The following is a 16,625-nucleotide window of genomic DNA, read 5'->3' as shown; positions in this document are numbered from 1 at the left end:
CGACGCGGTACCGGCGGGGCCTCCCTACAAGGTGGCCCCGCCCGCGTCGGATTCCAAGACCGGCTGCAGGTTCTGTTCATCCGCCACCGGGCGAACGGCCGGCAGGCTGGTCACCAGCAGCGTGGTGCCCGGCACCAGCACCTTGTACAGCTGCGCGGCGAAGGACGGCGGCAACGCCATGGGCAGGCTGGGCGTGGCCAGCAGGTCCGGGCTGGCATTGCCGGCGCTCTGCCCCAGCAGCGGGTAGGCGGTCCACTTGTGCAGCTTCCGGGTTGCATCCAGCGGGCTGGCGGCATCCGAATAGCCGTCCTGCATCACGAACAGGGTGGTGCCCTCGAACGCCGGCAGCGCCTTGGCTTCCAGCCGCGATTCGCCGATCAGCACGCCGTCGCGCAGCACGTACAGGCGCTGGTCGTGCAGGCTGACCAGGATGCCCACCTGGCCCGAGGGTGCGGCGCTGTCATTCCAATACTGGTCCGGCGCACCGGTGGTTTCCAGCAGGTTCTTGCCCACGCTGTTCACCGGGGCCAGCACCGCCGGGTAGGCCAGCGTCATCGGCGCGCTCTTGGCGTCGGCCACCACCACGGTATCGCCACGCTTGGTTTCGCCGAACAGCTTCTGCGCAAAGGCCTGGGGCAGGCGTACGCAGCCGTGCGACGCGGGATGCCCGGGCAGGTTGCCACCGTGCAGCGCGATGCCGTCCCAGGTCAGCCGCTGCATGTAGGGCATGGGCGCGCTGTTGTAGAGGTTGGATTTGTGGTCCTTGTCCTTCTGCAGGATGGTGAACACCCCGGTCGGCGTTTCATGCCCGGCCTTGCCCGAGCTGATCGTGCTCAGGCCGATGGCGATGCCGTTGCGGTACACGTAGGCGCGCTGCTCATCCAGGCTGACCACCAGCACGATCGGCCCCGCCGGCGAGATTTCCGGGTGCCAGAGGAACTGGCCGGGCTTGAGATCGGTGGGGCCCGGCTCCGCCTGGGTTGCTGCGGGTGCAGGTGGAGTGGCGGCCAGCGCAGGAAATACAGCGGTGGCCAGCAGCGAAGCAAGTCCGAAGGTGAGCAGCGTGCGGCGTGGTGCCATGAAAAAGATCCCGGGGATTTGAGGGTGACGCTACACCCCCAGAAAAGAAATTGCCCGGTCACACATCCCTGTGCGGACCGGGCAATCGTCACGTCCTTGTCGGCATCCCGCCTTCCCCCTGTGCGTCCTGCCCAGTGTGGGTGCCGGCCATGCTCCATGCACTCGGCCGTATGTTGTTCCGCCATCCCTCCCCTTCCCGGGTATGGATGCCACCGTCCTGGTGGATCCGCGCCAATCCCTCCGCGCTGCGTCCCTGCGTGCCCCGTCCCTGCGGCTGTCGAGGTGGCCGGCTCCTGCCTGGCTACCGTGACCGGCGTCATGCCGGTCGCGACCCATCCCGTTGTGTCAGCGCCTTGGTACGGGTGCCGGCACTGCCCTCCTGGGCGGTGCCACCGTGGGCGCCGCCATGGCCCCCACCGTCATCCGTCGTCGATTCCGTTCGACCGTTGCTGTCCCTATCCCTTTCACCCGTGCCAGGTCCTCGACCCGGAGGAAAGGTCCGTGTTGTCGCCGGTACGCCACGATCGCCTGGGCCTTTTGGGGCCCCACGTTCGTCAATCCCTGCTGCAGCGTCGACGCATCTGCCGTATTGATGTTGATGCGGTCGGCCGCCGAAGCGGTTCCGGTCAACAGCAGTGCCAGCGCAAGCGCCTTCCACGAAAACCAAGGCCCCACCGTGTAGCTCCCTGTGACGTCGGACCGACCGCTGCCGGCATCCCGTCGGAGCAGTCAGTGTCCCTCGCCACATACACACAGCCTATCGTCCACATCACCTTCACACAGCCAGCTAAATACCTGACGTGGTGTAGGGAAATCCCTACCCCCTGCTCAGGCGTAGAATGGCGGGATCAGCCACATGCATTCGGAGTACCAGATGGACAGCGCCAAGCTCGGCCAATTCGTCAGTGAAAAGTGGGACAGCGAGATCGTTCCGCAATTGGTCGAATACATCCGCATTCCCAACAAATCGCCGATGTTCGACGCCAATTGGGTCGAGAACGGCTACATGGAGCAGGCCGTCACCCTGATGGAAACCTGGGCCAAGGCGCAGAAGCTGCCGGGCCTGAAGGTCGAAGTGGTGCGCCTGGAAGGCCGCACGCCGCTGCTGCTGCTGGAAATTCCCGCCACCGGCGCCGAAACCGGCGACGACACCGTGCTGCTGTACGGCCACCTGGACAAGCAGCCGGAAATGACCGGCTGGGACGACGACCTCGGCCCGTGGGTGCCGGTGCTGCGCGGCGACAAGCTGTACGGCCGCGGCGGCGCCGATGACGGCTACGCCATCTTCGGCTCGCTGGCTGCGGTGCTGGCGCTGCAGGAACAGAACCTGCCGCACGCGCGCTGCGTGGTGCTGATCGAAGCCTGTGAGGAATCGGGCAGCTACGACCTGCCGGCCTACGTGGACCACCTGGCCGACCGCATCGGCAAGCCGTCGCTGGTGGTGTGCCTGGATTCGGGCTGCGCCAACTACGACCAGCTGTGGTGCACCACCTCGCTGCGCGGCCTGACCGGCGGCAACTTCTCGGTGAAGGTGCTCAACGAAGGCGTGCATTCGGGCGATGCCTCCGGCGTGGTGCCGTCCAGCTTCCGCCTGCTGCGCCAGCTGCTGTCGCGCATCGAAGACGAGAAGACCGGCCGCATCCTGCTCGACGGCATGCACGTGGAGATTCCGGAAGAGCGCCAGGCCCAGGCCAAGCGCGCTGCCGAAGTGGTGGATACCGAGATCTTCGAGAAATTCCCGATGGTCGCCGGCCTCAAGCCGATGAACGACGACCTCACCGAACTGGTGCTCAACCGCACCTGGCGCCCGGCGCTGTCGGTGACCGGCGTGGACGGCATGCCGCCGTTGGCCTCGGCCGGCAACGTGCTGCGCCCGCATACCGCGGTGAAGCTGTCGCTGCGCCTGCCGCCGACCGCCGACGGCAAGGCCTGCGGTGAACTGCTGAAGGAAGCCCTGCTGCGCGACCCGCCGAACGGCGCGGAAGTGAAGCTGGACCTGGAAAAGGCTTCCTCGGGCTGGAACGCTCCGGCGATGGCGCCGTGGCTGACCCAGGCGATCGACGAGGCCAGCCAGACCTTCTTCGGCAAGCCGGCGATGTACATGGGCGAAGGCGGCTCGATTCCGTTCATGGGCATGCTGGGCGAGAAGTTCCCCGGCGCGCAGTTCATGATCACCGGCGTGCTCGGCCCGCATTCCAACGCGCACGGCCCGAACGAGTTCCTGCACATCCCGATGGGCAAGCGCGTCACCTCGTGCGTGTCCAAGGTGATCAGCGAGCACTACGCGGCCAGCCTGCGCGGTGAAACCAGCGGTTCGCCGGTGGCCGCCGACAGCGGCACCCGCCACGGCGGCCACGGCTGCTGCTGACAGCGACGATGACGGACGCAGCCTGCCCTTGGTAGGCTGCGTCAATCTTCTGCGGGAAACAGCGCAATGAATGGTCTGTTCGGCAGCACCAGCTGGCTCTACATCATCCTGGTCGGCTTCGTGGTCGGCCTGCTCGGGCGCTTCGTGATGCCCGGCAACAACCGCATGGGCTGCCTGCTGACCATCGTGCTGGGCATCGTCGGCGCACTGGTGGCCGGCTGGTTCGGCCAGTACATGGGCTGGTATGCGCGCGGCGAACCGGCCGGCTTCATCGGCGCGATCCTGGGCGCCATTGCGGTACTGGCCCTGCTCCGCCTGTTCAGCAGCAAGCGCTGAACGCACTCCCCCCTTCTTCCCGAGCGCCGCAGGGCGCCGCTTCGACGTACCTGTCCATGAACGATCCTGCTTCCGACCCGCTGCGCGCCGAGCTTCGCCGGCAGTGGACCTGCGCCGCGCTGGGCGACCCCGACCTGCACCTGGACCGGGCGTCGGTGGACGCCGGCTTCCGCAGCTACTGGCGCGCCACCAGCGTGCACGGCAGCCACGTCGTGATGGATTCGCCGCCCGGGCTGGAGGATGTACGCCCGTGGCTGCGCATGCATGACCTGCTGGAACCCAACGGCGTGCGCGTACCGCGCGTACTGGCCCGCGACGAGGAACAGGGCTTCCTGCTGCTGGAAGACCTCGGCGGCCCGACCCTGGCCCGGCACATCGATGACGCCAATGCCGACGTATGGTTCGATGCCGCCTTCGCGCAGCTGATCCGCCTGCAGCAGATTCCCGTTCCCGAGGGCATGGGGTCGTTCGGCGAGGCCCTGCTGCAGCGCGATGCCGGGCTGTTCGACGAATGGTTCCTGCAGCGCCACCTGGGCCTGCAGCTGGACTGCGGTGAGCTTGAAACGCTGCAACTGGCGCATCGCCGGCTGATGGACAACGCGCTGCAGCAGCCGCAGGTGCTCACCCACCGCGACTTCATGCCGCGCAACCTGATGCCGACCGAACCCGGCCCGGCCGTGCTGGATTTCCAGGACCTGGTACGTGGACCGATTGCCTACGACCCGGTGAGCCTGTTCAAGGATGCGTTTCTGAGCTGGCCGCTGGCGCGCGTGGATGCCTGGCTGGCGCGCTACCACGCGCAGGCGCTGGCGGCAGGCTTGCCAGTGCGGCCGTGGCCGCAGTTCCTGCGCGATGCCGACTGGATGGGCGTGCAGCGCCACCTGAAGATACTGGGCCTGTTCGTACGCCTGCGCGACCGCGACGGCAAGGGCCACTATTTCGCCGACGCGCCGCGTTTCATCCGCTACCTGGATGAAGTGCTGCCGCGCCATCCGGAACTCGCCGGGTTGAACACCCTGCTGCAGGAACGGATCAAGCCGGCGATGGCCGCGCTGGCATTGCCGGTCTCCAGCCGCGCATGAAGGCGATCATCTTCAGCGCCGGCAAGGGCGAGCGCATGCGCCCGCTCACGCTCACCACGCCCAAGCCGTTGCTGGTGGCAGGCGGCAAACCGCTGATCGTGTGGCACCTGGAGCGGTTGGCGGCGGCCGGTTTCAGCGAGGTGGTGATCAACACCTCGTGGCTGGGCGACCAGTTCGAACCCGCGCTGGGCAATGGGGATCGGTGGGGCCTGCGCCTGCATTTCATCGATGAAGGCGCGGTGCCGCTGGAGACCGGTGGCGGCATCCTCAATGCGCTGCCACTGCTGGGCGATGCGCCGTTCCTGGTGATCAACGGCGATGTGTGGACCGATGTGGATGTCGCCACGTTGCCACGGCAACCAAAGGGCGATGCGCACCTGGTGCTGGTCGACAACCCTATGCAACACCCGCGCGGGGATTTCATCCTGCGCGCGGATGGCACGGTCAATGATGAAGGCGATGCACCACGGCTGACGTACGCCGGCGTTGGCGTGTACCGGCCTTCGATTCTCGACGGATGGCGCAAGGTCATCGGCGCGACGGAGGGCTCCTCAGCGAACCCGCCGCAGTTCGGCCTGGCCCCGCTGATGCGCCACGCGATGGCAAACGGCCGGGTAACCGGGCAGCATCATCGCGGAAAATGGACCGACGTAGGCACACCAGAACGCCTGGCAGATCTGGACGCAACCCTGCGGTAGGGTTGGATTCCGATCAACCGCCGATACCGCCCATCGGTGCGACAAACGCATGACCACGGCCGAAGCCGCGCGTCATCACAACCGGTGCGACCCTTCTTCCACCACCTGCCGTAGAAACGGCACGGTAATGCGCCGCTGCGCGGCCAGCGACTCCCGGTCCAGCCAGTCCAACAGGCTCACCAGGCTGCCCAGCTCGCGCCCGGTGCGGGTCAGCAGCCACTCGATGGCCGCCTCATCAATCGACAACCCCCGCCGCGCCGCACGCTCACGCAGCACGGCCGCGCGGCCTTCGTCATCCAGCGGCTGCAGTACCACGCGCACGCACTGCTGCAGGCGCGAGCGCAGGTCCGGCAGCACCAGGCCCAGCTGGTCCGGCGCGTGCTGCGCGGTGTACATCAAGGTGATGCCCGCACTGCGCGCGCGGTTATGGAAATCGAACAGCGCCACTTCGTCGTCGCGGTTGCCGGCCACCGCATCCAGCCCATCCAGCGCCACCAGGTCGCGGCCTTCCAGCGATTCCAGCGCAGCGCGGGTGCGCCCCACCACCGCCTTCAGCGGCAGGTAGGTCGGCTGGCGCCCGGCCTGTTCGGCCAGCGAGCACATCGCAAGCGCCTGGTGGGTCTTGCCGGTGCCCGCCGCCCCTTCCAGGTACACCCAATGCGGGTCGTCGCCCACGGCAATGGCGCGCAGCTGCGCCAGCGCACCATCGGGCGCGCCGATGAAGGTTTCCAGTCGCTCGTCCTGCGGGTAGCGCAGGGCAAGCGGCAGCTGCGGCACTACGCTCACTTCAGGTCCGGGCCCTTCGGCGCATCGACGATCAGGGTCGGCTTGTCGATGTACGAATCAAGCACGATCGCGGTCTTCTCGCCGGCATACAGTTCGCTCTCGCGATAGCGCAGGTGCGCATAGCGCAGCAGCACGTTGCTCACCGCCGCCACCGGCAGCGCCAGCAGCATGCCCAGGAAGCCGAACAGCTGGCCACCGGCCATCACTGCGAAGATCACCGCCACCGGGTGCAGGCCGATCTTGTCGCCCACGATGCGCGGGGTGAGCACGTAGCTTTCCAGCAGCTGGCCCACGGTGAACACCACGCCGACCAGGATCAGCAGCTTCAGGTCGAAGCCCTGCGCCTGGACCAGCGCGGCCAGCACCGCCATGACGATGCCGGTGGTGGCGCCCAGGTACGGAATGAAGCTGATCAGGCCGGCGATCAGGCCGATCAACAGGCCCAGCTTCAGGCCCACCAGCGACAGGCCGATGGCGTAGATCAGACCCAGCGCGACCATCACCAGGAACTGGCCGCGGATGAACGCGCCCAGCACTTCGTTGGATTCACGCGCCAGCTTGCTGATGGTGCCCACATGGTTGCGCGGAATGGTCGAGGCCACCCGCTCGACCAGCTTGTCCCAGTCGCGCAGGAAATAGAACGCCAGGATCGGCAGCAGCAGGATGTTGACCACCCAGGTCACCATCGCAAAGCCGGAGCGCGACACGTAGCCAAAGAAGGTCTTGGCGAAGCCGCCGGCCTGTTCCCAATGGCTGCGCACCCATTCGATCAGCCGGTCCGGTTCCAGCCACGGCATGATTTCCATGCCGGTCTTCTGCTCGAACCACGGAATGCCCTTCTCCATCAGCCACTGCTGGGCCTGCGGAATGGCCGCGATCAGGGTGGAAATCTGGCGTTCGATCATCGGCACCAGGATCAGCAGCGCGGCGGTGATCACCAGCACCATCGCCACGAACACCAGCACCACGCCGGTGTTGCGCGAGCGGCCGTTGGCCTCGATGCGGTCCACCAGCGGGTCGCCCAGCCAGGCCAGCGCCAGGGCAAGCACGAACGGGGTCAGGATCGGGGCCAGCAGCCACACCACCCAACCCACCGCCAGCGCGAACAGGATGTACTTGACGCGGCGCAGGAACTGCGCGATCTCGGCTTCCGGGGTGAGGATCATCGCAGGCGGTACTCGTTGCTGGCGGGCGGCGGCGGGGTGCCCGGGGCCGCGTCTTCATCGATCGGCACGGGCAGCGGGGCCAGCGGCACGATCACGCCGTTCTCGCCCAGCATGCGGTTCAGCCCGGCCAGGCCGGCGGTCATCTCCAGCGACAGCTCCAGGCGGTTGCCCGAGGCGCGCAGCGGGGTGATGTTGCGCACCACCGGGTTCTCGCGCAGGCCGGCAGCCAGGCGCATGTAGTCCTCGGCGCTGTCCACCCCGGTCACGGCGATGGTGTAGGTGCCGGCCGCGCCGGTGGCGGCACCGGCCTTGGCGTAGCGCTTGACCAGCGCGTCAGCCGCGCCGTCGGCGCCGCTGGACATCGCGCGACGGGCGTCGCTGTCCTTGACCGTCCACTTGTTCAGTTCCTTGCCGCCGTCCACGAACACCCAGTCCGCGACCCAACCGCCGGTGCTGTCGCGGTAGAGCTTGCCGACCAGCTGCATCGGCGGGGCGTAGCGCGAGGAGGCACGGGCCACGGCCGCGGTGTCCTGGCGCCAGATCGCGCCGACCACGGCCTGCTCGGCGGCGCTGCCGGTGGGCAGGCCGAGCTTGAAGCCGCGCTCGATGGCCCGGTTCAGCAACGGGCGGGCCGCATTGGCCTGCTGCACCGTGACCAACCGCGGGCCGGAGCCGTCATCGATGGCCAGCCAGATCACCGGCTTGGGCCGCGGCTGCGGCCACAGCGGCAGGCCCAGCGCGGAAATCAGCCCGTCCACGTCGTCCTGGCGGAACCGGGCCACCAGCATGGTGCGGTAGCTGGGGGCGCCGCTGGCCGAGGTGCTCTGGTCCTGGCGGTAGTCATAGCTGGCCACGTAGTTCTTCGCATCGCGCAGGGCCTGCATCACGCCCGGGCGGGAGAGCACGCTGCGGTCGCCCGACAGCTTGGTCAGCACGTTGCCCAGCGCGCGGGCCAGGGCCCCGTTGCGGTCGGACTCGCCTTGGCTGTTGACCGGCACTTCGGCCTCGTAGGCCCCGCTGGCCGTGGCCACGTCGCCTTCGGTACGCAGGCCGCTCTGGGCCATCGTGGCCACCGGCAGGCACAGCGCGAGGAACATCATTACAAAGAGGCTGCGGCGCATCAGGACTTCCATTGAGCGTATCCGGGGGGAATTGTTGCCCGAATAGGGCCTGCGCGCCAACGTGGCCTGTTAAAATCCCGCTTTCACCCCAGCGCAGCGCCGACGCCCGTGACCAATTCCCCGTCCAACCCCTCCCCCCTGACCTACCGCGACGCCGGCGTCGACATCGACGCGGGCAATGAACTGGTCGAGCGCATCAAACCGCTGGTGAAGCGCAGCTTCCGGCCCGAGGTGATGGGTGGCCTGGGCGGGTTCGGGGCGCTGTTCGACCTCTCCAGCAAGTACCGCGAGCCGGTGCTGGTGTCGGGTACGGATGGCGTTGGCACGAAGCTGAAGCTGGCACAACAGCTGGGCCGCCACGACACGATCGGCATCGACCTGGTCGCCATGTGCGTGAACGACGTGCTGGTGCAGGGCGCCGAGCCGCTGTTCTTCCTGGACTACTTCGCCACCGGCAAGCTGGACATCGACACCGCCGCGGCGGTCGTGGGCGGCATCGCCAACGGCTGCACCGAGGCCGGCTGCGCGCTGATCGGCGGCGAAACCGCGGAAATGCCCGACATGTATGCCCCGGGTGAGTACGACCTGGCCGGCTTCACCGTGGCCGGCGTGGAAAAGAGCGAGCTGAAGGACGGCGCCAGCGTCGCTGAGGGCGACGTGCTCATCGGCATCGCCTCGTCCGGCCCGCATTCCAACGGCTACTCGCTGGTGCGCCGCATCTATGACCGTGCCGGCCAGCCGGCCGACCTGGAACTGGAAGGCGGGGTCAAGCTGGTCGATGCGCTGATGGCGCCGACCCGCCTGTACGTGAAGCCGATCCTGGCCCTGCTCAAGACCCATGGCGCGGCCATCCACGGCATGGCCCACATCACCGGTGGCGGGCTGACCGAGAACATCATCCGCGTGGTGCCCGACGGCCTGGGCCTGGACATCGACGCCTCGTCCTGGACCCTGCCGCCGGTGTTCCAGTGGCTGCAGAAGGAAGGCGCGGTGGCCGACAGCGAAATGTGGCGCACCTTCAACTGCGGCATCGGCTTCGTGCTGATCGTCGCCGCGGACCAGGTGGCCAGCGTGACCGCCGCCGTCGAGGCCCAGGGCCTGGCGCAGTGGACCATCGGCAAGGTCACCACGGCCGACGGCGCCGAACGCGTGCGGATCGGCTGACCGGCCAAGGAGACCTGCATGGACGCACCGCTCCCTCCCGCCCCTGCGCTGTCACTGGAAGACGCCTCGCACCTGCGATTGCTGTCGATCTTCCATTACGTCGTGGCCGGCCTGACCGCGCTGTTCTCGCTGTTTCCGCTGATCCATGTGGGCATCGGCATCGCTGCGCTGAGCGGCGCTATGCCCATTGAAAGCAATGGCGGGGCGGCGTCGCCTGATGAGACCCGGCTGTTCGGCTGGCTGTTCATCGTGATCGGCTCGGTGCTGATCCTGTGCGGGCTGACCCTGGCCGGCTTCATGGCGTATGCCGGGCGCTGCCTGGCCCGCCAGCAGCGGCATACGCTGTGCCTGGTCGTGGCCGCCTTGTCGTGCATGTTGATGCCGCTGGGCACGGTGCTGGGCGTGTTCACCCTGATCGTGCTGTTGCGGCCGGCGGTCAAGGCCGCCTTCGACGCTTCCCCCACTGCCCACGCCTGAGGCCTGCCGATGTCTTCCACACCCCCGCCGCTGAACTTCCCGCGCGGCTGGACACCGCATCAGGTCGCCTCGCACCTGCATACCCTGAAGATCCTCTTCTACATCCTGGGCGTGCTGGAACTGCTGCTGGTGCCGATCCTGCTGCTGGGCGCCGCCGGCGGCTACATCAGCGAAAGCAACAGCGCCAACCCCAACGCCCAGCCGGCCCTGCTGGCGGCGATCATGGTCGGCGCCGGCGCGATCTTCGCCGGTCTGGGTACCTTGAACATACTCGGCGCGCGGCGCATGGCCGAACGCCGTTCGCACAAGCTGTGCAAGATCGCCGCCGGCGCGGCCTGCCTGGCCGGCGCGCTCGGCATCGCGCTGGGCGTGTATGCCCTGATCGTACTGATGCGCCCGGAAGTGGTGGCCAGCTTCAGCGCTTCCGACGGTACGGTCGCGGCATGAGCGACCGCAGTGCCCTGCCCGTGTCCGGCGTGACCCGTGCGGACCGCATGGCGCCGGGCAAGAAGGCAGCGTTCGTCGGCGTGCTCGCGGTGTTCGCGCTGACCTGGATCCAGCCGATGTGGCCGGTCGAACAAGGGCTGCACAGCAGCCTCACCGTGATCGGGCTGGTCGCCTTGTGGTGGGTGGACCGGCGCTGGACGCTGGGCAGCGGCGCGTTTGCCGCCATCTGCGGCTTCATCGCCATCCACTGCATCGCCGCGCGCTGGCTGTATTCCAACGTCCCGTACGACGCATGGCTGCAGGCAGTCGTGCACTGGTCGCCGAACACGGCTTTTGGCTGGAAGCGCAACCACTTCGACCGCCTGATCCACCTGCTGTACGGCGTCTGCTTCACCCCGGCGCTGACCCAGCTGGCGCGGCATGCCTGGCCGCAACTGCGTATCGGCCAGGCCTTCGCGCTGGCGGTGATGGCGGTGATGTGTTCGAGCCTGGTCTACGAATGGTTTGAATGGGGCATCGCCCTGTTGTTGTCTCCCGAGGCTGCCGAGTCGTACAACGGCCAGCAGGGCGACCTGTGGGATGCCCATGCGGACATGCTGCTGGCGACGGTGGGCGCGCTGCTCACTTGGCCCCTGCTCAAGCGGAACGTACTGAAATGAGTTCACCCAGCCGCATCGCGGTACTGGCTTCCGGTCGTGGCAGCAACCTGCAGGCCATCATCGACGCCATCGCGGCCGGCACGCTCAACGCCGAAGTCGTTGCGGTGCTGTCGGACAAGCCGGAGGCCTCGGCACTTCAGAAAGTCGCGCCAGAGCGTCGCTGGGCGCGCTCGCCCAAGGACTTCGCCGACCGCGCCGCCTTCGACGCCGCGATGGGCGACGCGCTGGCCGCCTTCGCGCCAGACTGGGTGGTCTGCGCCGGTTACATGCGCATCCTCGGCGAAGCCTTCGTGCAGCGTTTTGCCGGCCGGCTGGTCAACATCCATCCGTCGCTGCTGCCGCTCTACAAGGGCTTGCACACCCACGCCCGCGCGCTGGAGGCCGGCGATGCCGAAGCCGGCGCCAGCGTGCACTTCGTGGTGCCCGAACTGGACGCCGGCACCGTGCTGGCCCAGGCGCGGGTGCCGGTACTGCCCGGCGATACCGCCGAACAGCTGGCCCAGCGCGTGCTGGCGGTGGAGCACCCGTTGCTGATCGCCAGCCTGCAGTGGCTGGTGGCCGGCCGCGTAACTGAACGCGACGGTCAGCTGGAGGTTGACGGCCACCCCCTGTTCAGTCCCCTGCGCCTAGATTGCGCCGGACAGCTGGCCCCCTGACTGCGGCGCACACGCGCCGCTGACCCGGCCGCTGGCATCCTCCCCTATCCCCCGCATCCGCGCGCGCATGAAAACCACTCTGTCCAAACCGCTGGTGCTGCTCGCCTCTCTGCTGTGCACGGTGGCGATCGCGCAGGCGCAGGAACCCACCCCGCCGGAACTGCCGGTGCTGCCGCCACCCAGTACCTGGGAGGCACCGGCGCTGGAGCCGTTTACCGCCACCTACCAGGCCCTGTACAAGGGCAAGGAAGCCGGCGATGCGACCATGCGTGTCACCCACACCGGTGGCGACCAGTGGCGCGTGGACATGCAGGTGGTGGGCCGGCGCGGCTTTGCCAGCGTGCTGGGCCTGAACATTGAACAGAGCACCGTGTTCGAGAAGCACGGCGCCACCTATGTGCCGCTGAGCCAGGCGACCGTGCGCAAGGGCCTGTTCATGGGCAAGAAGGTCACCGGCACCTACGACTGGAAGGCCGGTACCGCACAGTGGGTGGGCGACCTGAAGAAGGAACGCACCCAGCCGGTTCCGCTGCAGCCGGGCGACCAGAGCGCACTGCTGCTGAATCTTGCGATCATGCGCGATGCGCGCCCGGGCGGTCAGATGCATTACCGTTATGCGGATATGGGCCGGGTGCGCCAGCATGACTACCAGGCCGCACCGGACACCGAGAACGTCGAGGTCGGCGAGCTTTCCTACAACGCGCTGCGGGTGTATCGCACCAACGGCGGCAACGATGAAACCATCCTCTGGATCGCCAACGGGGTTCCCACCCCGGTCCGCATCCTGCAACGCGAAGACGGTCAGGATCGGATCGACCTGCGCCTGATCGAATACCAAGGAGTTTGAGCATGAGCATTCCGACCCGCCCGCTGACCTGGATCGCCGCTGGCGCACTGGCCGTCATCAGCCTGCCTGCGTTGGCGATGGAGCCGTTCACCGCGCAGTACCAGGCCAACTACATGGGCGTGCAGGCCCCGGGCACCATGACCCTGGCCAAGGCCGACGGCAACACCTGGACGTACAGCCTGGACGTGCGCAGCCCGATGGCCACGCTCAGCCAGAACACCGTGTTCGAAGAAGCCAACGGCCGCCTGCGCCCGCTCAGCAGCAAGGACAGCTCGGTGCTGCTGGTGAAGAAGCGCAACGTGCAGGCCAATTACGACTGGACGAAGAACCAGGCCACCTGGACCGGCGACATCAAGCCCGACCGTGCCGGCCCGGTGGCGCTGAAGACCGGCGACATGGACGCACTGCTGATCAACCTGGCAATCGCCCGCGACCTGGCCGCCGGCAAGCCGCTGACCTACCGCATGGTCGACGAAGGCCGGGTCAAGCCGATGACCTACAAAGTGGTCGGCAAGGAACAGGTCAACGTGGGCGGCAAAGCCTACGACGCCACCAAGGTTTCGCGCGTGGACGGCAACAAGGAACTGATCGCCTGGGTGGTCAAGGACTTCCCGGTGCCGGCGCGGCTGCTGCAGCGCGAAGGTGGCAAGGACGCGCTGGACCTGACCATCAAATCGTTCAAGTGATTCCACGGGTACCGACCACCGGTCGGTACCTACCGGTGGTACTGGTACCTGCCGGTGGTCGATAAAAAAAAACGCCCGCGACTGCGGGCGTTTTTTTATTTCGCGGGCGTTTCGGCCTGGAACACCGTCTTGCAGTCCACGCGGATCTGCTCGCCGGTCTTGCGCCAGTAGAACGAACGACAATGGCGGTTGCCTTCCACGGTGGTGGTCACCCCGACCGCGTAGAACGCCTGCAGCACCTCGGTGCGGCTGACCGTGCCATCGCCGTTCCAGTCCATGTCCTGCTGTTCCAGGCCCTGGGTGATGGCGATATCGGCATACCAGGCATAGCCCAGCCAGCCCAGCACCACCAGCACGAGGATCAGCAGCGCCTTGCGGCGGCGGGTGAACTGGCCGCGCAGGATCATGCGATGCGCCGGATGGTGGCGCCCAGCGACGACAGCTTCTCTTCGATGTTCTCGTAGCCGCGGTCCAGGTGGTAGATGCGGTCGATGGTGGTGTCACCGTCGGCCATCAGCCCGGCCAGGATCAGCGAGGCCGACGCACGCAGGTCGGTGGCCATCACCGGCGCGCCGCTGAGCTGATCGGCACCGCGCACGATCGCGGTATGGCCTTCAACCTGGATGTCCGCGCCCAGGCGCAGCAGTTCGTTGACGTGCATGAAACGGTTTTCGAAGATCGTTTCGTTGATCACGCCCACGCCATCGGCCACGCAGTTGAGCGCCATGAACTGCGCCTGCATGTCGGTCGGGAACGCCGGGTACGGCGCGGTGGTCAGGTTGACCGCGCGCGGGCGCTTGCCCTGCATGTCCAGGGTGATGCTGTCGTCGGTGGTGTCGATCTTCGCACCGGCTTCGACCAGCTTGGCCAGCACCGCGTCCATCGTGTTCGGGCGGGCACGGTTGACCGTGACCTTGCCGCCGGTCATCGCCGCGGCCACCAGGAAGGTGCCGGTTTCGATGCGGTCGGGCAGCACTTCATGGCGGCCGCCGGACAGGCGCTCGACGCCTTCGATCACCAGCCGGGCGGTGCCCAGGCCTTCGATCTTCGCGCCCAGCGCGATCAGGCAGTGCGCCAGGTCGGTGACTTCCGGCTCCATCGCCGCGTTGTCCAGCACCGTGGTGCCTTCGGCCAGCACGGCGGCCATCAGCACGTTCTCGGTGCCGGTCACGCTGACCATGTCGAAGGTGAAGTGCGCGCCCTTCAGGCGCTTGGCGTGCGCCTTGATGAAGCCGTTCTCGACGACGATCTCCGCACCCAGCGCCTGCAGGCCCTTGATGTGCTGGTCAACCGGGCGCGAGCCGATCGCGCAGCCGCCGGGCAGCGACACTTCGGCCGCGCCGAAGCGGGCCAGCAGCGGGCCCAGCACCAGGATCGAGGCGCGCATGGTGCGCACCAGCTCATACGGGGCCACATGCTGGTTGACCGGGCGCGGGTCGACCACGATCGCGCTGCCGCGCGACAGCGTGCCCTGGTCGATGGTGACCTTGGCCCCCAGCTCGCTGAGCAGCTTCACCGTGGTCACCACGTCATGCAGGTGCGGCACGTTGGTGATTTCCACCGGCGCATCGGCCAGCAGGGTCGCGCACAGGATGGGGAGGACGGCGTTCTTGGCGCCGGAAATGTTCACTTCACCGTGCAGCGGCTTGCCGCCGGTCACTACGATCTTGGCCATGGAGTCTACTTGGGGTGTGGTAGCGCCGACCGTTGGTCGGCTGGATGGTCGAAGGCAACGGGTACTTCGGCGATCAACCGGCCACTTCGGCCGGGGTCACCGTCTTCAGCGCCAGGGCGTGGATCGCCCCGCCCATGAGATCGCCCAGGGTGGCATAGACCATCCGGTGGCGCGCCAGCGGCATTTTGCCGGCAAAGGCGTCGCACACCACGGTGGCCTCGAAATGCACGCCGTCATCGCCCTGCACGTCCGCGCGGGCGCCCGGCAGGCCGTCTTCGATCAATTTGCGGATGGTCTCGGCGTCCAACGGGCTTTCCTAATAAAATGTGCGCTCATTCTACTCTTCCGCGTGGCGCCCGCATGGCTGTATCGCCCCTGCCCCCCTCATCGGCCGACCCGGCCGCGCTGGTTGCCAGCGGCCGCCGCGTGTTCGAGATCGAGCGCGATGCCCTTGCCGCAGTAGCCGAACGCCTGGGCGAGGGGTTCAGCCAGGCCTGCCAGCTGGTGCTGGAAAGTCGCGGCCGGGTGGTCGCCACGGGCATGGGCAAGTCCGGCCACGTGGCCCGCAAGATCGCCGCCACGCTGGCCTCTACCGGCACCCCGGCGTTCTACGTGCACCCCGGTGAGGCCGGCCACGGCGACCTGGGCATGATCACCGAAGCCGATGTGGTGCTGGCCCTGTCCTATTCGGGCGAATCGGACGAAGTGCTGATGCTGCTGCCGGTGCTCAAGCGCCAGGGCAACCGGCTGATCGCCATGACCGGCCGCCCCGGCTCGTCGCTGGCGCTGGCCGCCGACGTGCACCTGGACGTGAGCGTGCCGGCCGAAGCCTGCCCGCTGGCCCTGGCCCCGACCTCCAGCACCACCGCCTCGCTGGCGATGGGCGATGCGCTGGCGGTGGCCCTGCTGGACGCGCGCGGCTTCACCGCCGACGATTTCGCCCGCTCGCACCCGGCCGGCAGCCTGGGCCGGCGCCTGCTGCTGCACATCACCGATGTGATGCACAGCGGCGACGAGCTGCCCCAGGTGGGCGAGAACGCCAGCCTGAGCGAGGCGCTGGTGGAAATGAGCCGCAAGCGGCTCGGCATGACCGCCGTGGTCGATGCCGGCCAGCGCCTGGTGGGCCTGTTCACCGACGGCGACCTGCGCCGCGCCCTGGACAGCGACCTGGATGTGCGCAGCGCGCGCATCGTCGACGTGATGACCCGCACCCCGCGTACCATCGGCGCCGACCAGTTGGCCGTGGAAGCGGCCAGGGTCATGGAAACCCAGCAGATCAACGGCCTGATCGTGGTCGATGGCGAGGGCCGCGCGGTTGGCGCCCTCAATATTCATGACCTGTTGCGGGCCCGGGTGGTTTAAACCACAGTGACACTC

20 protein-coding genes are annotated in these 16,625 nt (G+C 67.7%); 12 read left to right on the top strand and 8 right to left on the bottom strand.

The features are described 5' to 3' along the window. Positions 1 to 24: 24 nt before the first annotated feature. Together BAY15_RS05845 and BAY15_RS18800 are read right to left on the bottom strand one after the other, a co-directional pair. On the bottom strand, positions 25 to 1,080 hold the full coding sequence (locus tag BAY15_RS05845; RefSeq protein ID WP_068849861.1) for a L,D-transpeptidase: 1,056 nt from the start codon (positions 1,078 to 1,080) through the stop codon (positions 25 to 27). Positions 1,081 to 1,425: 345 nt separating this feature from the next. Further along, complete coding sequence (locus tag BAY15_RS18800; protein WP_428999295.1) at positions 1,426 to 1,629, bottom strand: ComEA family DNA-binding protein; 204 nt, start codon at positions 1,627 to 1,629, stop codon at positions 1,426 to 1,428. Between the two features lie 325 nt (positions 1,630 to 1,954). Here BAY15_RS18800 and BAY15_RS05840 point away from each other — a divergent pair, with 325 nt between their 5' ends. The 4 genes from BAY15_RS05840 to murU all read left to right on the top strand — a co-directional run bounded on the left by BAY15_RS05840 (position 1,955) and on the right by murU (position 5,564). Continuing rightward, entirely contained in the window at positions 1,955 to 3,448 is a 1,494-nt protein-coding gene (locus BAY15_RS05840) for a M20 family metallopeptidase (RefSeq protein ID WP_068854570.1), read from the top strand. A 66-nt stretch (positions 3,449 to 3,514) separates the two neighbouring features. After that, the gene (locus tag BAY15_RS05835; protein WP_068849858.1) at positions 3,515 to 3,784 is read left to right on the top strand and encodes a GlsB/YeaQ/YmgE family stress response membrane protein; all 270 of its coding nucleotides are present in this window, start codon (positions 3,515 to 3,517) and stop codon (positions 3,782 to 3,784) included. A gap of 56 nt (positions 3,785 to 3,840) precedes the next feature. Continuing rightward, a complete protein-coding gene (locus tag BAY15_RS05830) occupies positions 3,841 to 4,866 on the top strand; it encodes an aminoglycoside phosphotransferase family protein (RefSeq protein WP_068849855.1) in 1,026 nt (341 codons plus the stop codon). Next, a complete protein-coding gene (gene murU / locus BAY15_RS05825) occupies positions 4,863 to 5,564 on the top strand; it encodes an N-acetylmuramate alpha-1-phosphate uridylyltransferase MurU (protein WP_068849852.1) in 702 nt (233 codons plus the stop codon). The genes BAY15_RS05830 and murU overlap by 4 nt, the downstream gene beginning before the upstream one ends. Positions 5,565 to 5,639: 75 nt before the next feature. Here the strand turns inward: murU and hda are convergent, their stop codons facing one another. Genes hda through BAY15_RS05810 form a run of 3 tightly spaced genes read right to left on the bottom strand, consistent with a single transcriptional unit; the run spans position 5,640 to position 8,637 of the window. Then, positions 5,640 to 6,350 (bottom strand): DnaA regulatory inactivator Hda, encoded by a 711-nt coding sequence (gene hda / locus BAY15_RS05820; protein ID WP_068849849.1) that lies wholly within the window; start codon positions 6,348 to 6,350, stop codon positions 5,640 to 5,642. Then, positions 6,347 to 7,516, bottom strand: coding sequence for an AI-2E family transporter (locus tag BAY15_RS05815; RefSeq protein ID WP_068849846.1), 1,170 nt, complete (start codon positions 7,514 to 7,516; stop codon positions 6,347 to 6,349). Before BAY15_RS05815 ends, hda begins: the two co-directional genes overlap by 4 nt. Beyond that, complete coding sequence (locus BAY15_RS05810) at positions 7,513 to 8,637, bottom strand: DUF2066 domain-containing protein (RefSeq protein ID WP_083214254.1); 1,125 nt, start codon at positions 8,635 to 8,637, stop codon at positions 7,513 to 7,515. The genes BAY15_RS05815 and BAY15_RS05810 overlap by 4 nt, the downstream gene beginning before the upstream one ends. A 138-nt stretch (positions 8,638 to 8,775) precedes the next feature. Between BAY15_RS05810 and purM the strand changes: the two genes are divergently transcribed. The 7 genes from purM (at position 8,776) to BAY15_RS05775 (ending at position 13,573) form a co-directional block, all read left to right on the top strand. Next, positions 8,776 to 9,801: a phosphoribosylformylglycinamidine cyclo-ligase gene (gene purM, locus BAY15_RS05805; RefSeq protein ID WP_208856136.1), complete on the top strand. Its 1,026-nt coding sequence runs from the start codon at positions 8,776 to 8,778 to the stop codon at positions 9,799 to 9,801. An 18-nt stretch (positions 9,802 to 9,819) separates the two neighbouring features. Further along, positions 9,820 to 10,278 carry a hypothetical protein gene (locus BAY15_RS05800; RefSeq protein WP_068849838.1) on the top strand — a complete coding sequence of 153 codons (459 nt, stop codon included), beginning with the start codon at positions 9,820 to 9,822 and terminating at the stop codon, positions 10,276 to 10,278. Positions 10,279 to 10,287: 9 nt separating this feature from the next. Continuing rightward, entirely contained in the window at positions 10,288 to 10,725 is a 438-nt protein-coding gene (locus BAY15_RS05795) for a hypothetical protein (RefSeq protein WP_068849836.1), read from the top strand. A 47-nt stretch (positions 10,726 to 10,772) separates the two neighbouring features. Then, entirely contained in the window at positions 10,773 to 11,384 is a 612-nt protein-coding gene (locus tag BAY15_RS05790; RefSeq protein WP_068854568.1) for a DUF2238 domain-containing protein, read from the top strand. Then, positions 11,381 to 12,040 (top strand): phosphoribosylglycinamide formyltransferase, encoded by a 660-nt coding sequence (gene purN, locus BAY15_RS05785; protein WP_068849833.1) that lies wholly within the window; start codon positions 11,381 to 11,383, stop codon positions 12,038 to 12,040. Before BAY15_RS05790 ends, purN begins: the two co-directional genes overlap by 4 nt. A gap of 67 nt (positions 12,041 to 12,107) precedes the next feature. Further along, positions 12,108 to 12,887 (top strand): DUF3108 domain-containing protein, encoded by a 780-nt coding sequence (locus BAY15_RS05780; RefSeq protein WP_068849830.1) that lies wholly within the window; start codon positions 12,108 to 12,110, stop codon positions 12,885 to 12,887. A 2-nt stretch (positions 12,888 to 12,889) separates the two neighbouring features. After that, positions 12,890 to 13,573, top strand: a complete 684-nt coding sequence (locus BAY15_RS05775) for a DUF3108 domain-containing protein (protein ID WP_068849828.1) — start codon at positions 12,890 to 12,892, stop codon at positions 13,571 to 13,573. Positions 13,574 to 13,668: 95 nt separating this feature from the next. Here the strand turns inward: BAY15_RS05775 and BAY15_RS05770 are convergent, their stop codons facing one another. From BAY15_RS05770 to BAY15_RS05760, 3 genes are all read right to left on the bottom strand, one after another. After that, complete coding sequence (locus tag BAY15_RS05770; protein ID WP_068849825.1) at positions 13,669 to 13,980, bottom strand: hypothetical protein; 312 nt, start codon at positions 13,978 to 13,980, stop codon at positions 13,669 to 13,671. After that, a complete protein-coding gene (gene murA / locus BAY15_RS05765) occupies positions 13,977 to 15,248 on the bottom strand; it encodes a UDP-N-acetylglucosamine 1-carboxyvinyltransferase (protein ID WP_068849822.1) in 1,272 nt (423 codons plus the stop codon). The genes BAY15_RS05770 and murA overlap by 4 nt, the downstream gene beginning before the upstream one ends. 73 nt (positions 15,249 to 15,321) lie before the next feature. Next, positions 15,322 to 15,555: a BolA family protein gene (locus BAY15_RS05760; RefSeq protein WP_068849819.1), complete on the bottom strand. Its 234-nt coding sequence runs from the start codon at positions 15,553 to 15,555 to the stop codon at positions 15,322 to 15,324. 53 nt (positions 15,556 to 15,608) lie between these two features. Between BAY15_RS05760 and BAY15_RS05755 the strand changes: the two genes are divergently transcribed. After that, positions 15,609 to 16,610 carry a KpsF/GutQ family sugar-phosphate isomerase gene (locus tag BAY15_RS05755; RefSeq protein ID WP_068849816.1) on the top strand — a complete coding sequence of 334 codons (1,002 nt, stop codon included), beginning with the start codon at positions 15,609 to 15,611 and terminating at the stop codon, positions 16,608 to 16,610. Positions 16,611 to 16,625 lie beyond the last annotated feature (15 nt).

It is taken from the genome of Stenotrophomonas rhizophila (assembly GCF_001704155.1).
Taxonomy (GTDB): domain Bacteria; phylum Pseudomonadota; class Gammaproteobacteria; order Xanthomonadales; family Xanthomonadaceae; genus Stenotrophomonas; species Stenotrophomonas rhizophila_A.
The sequence above is the reverse complement of the archived record's forward strand: the minus strand, read 5'-3'. Positions and strand labels throughout refer to the sequence as shown.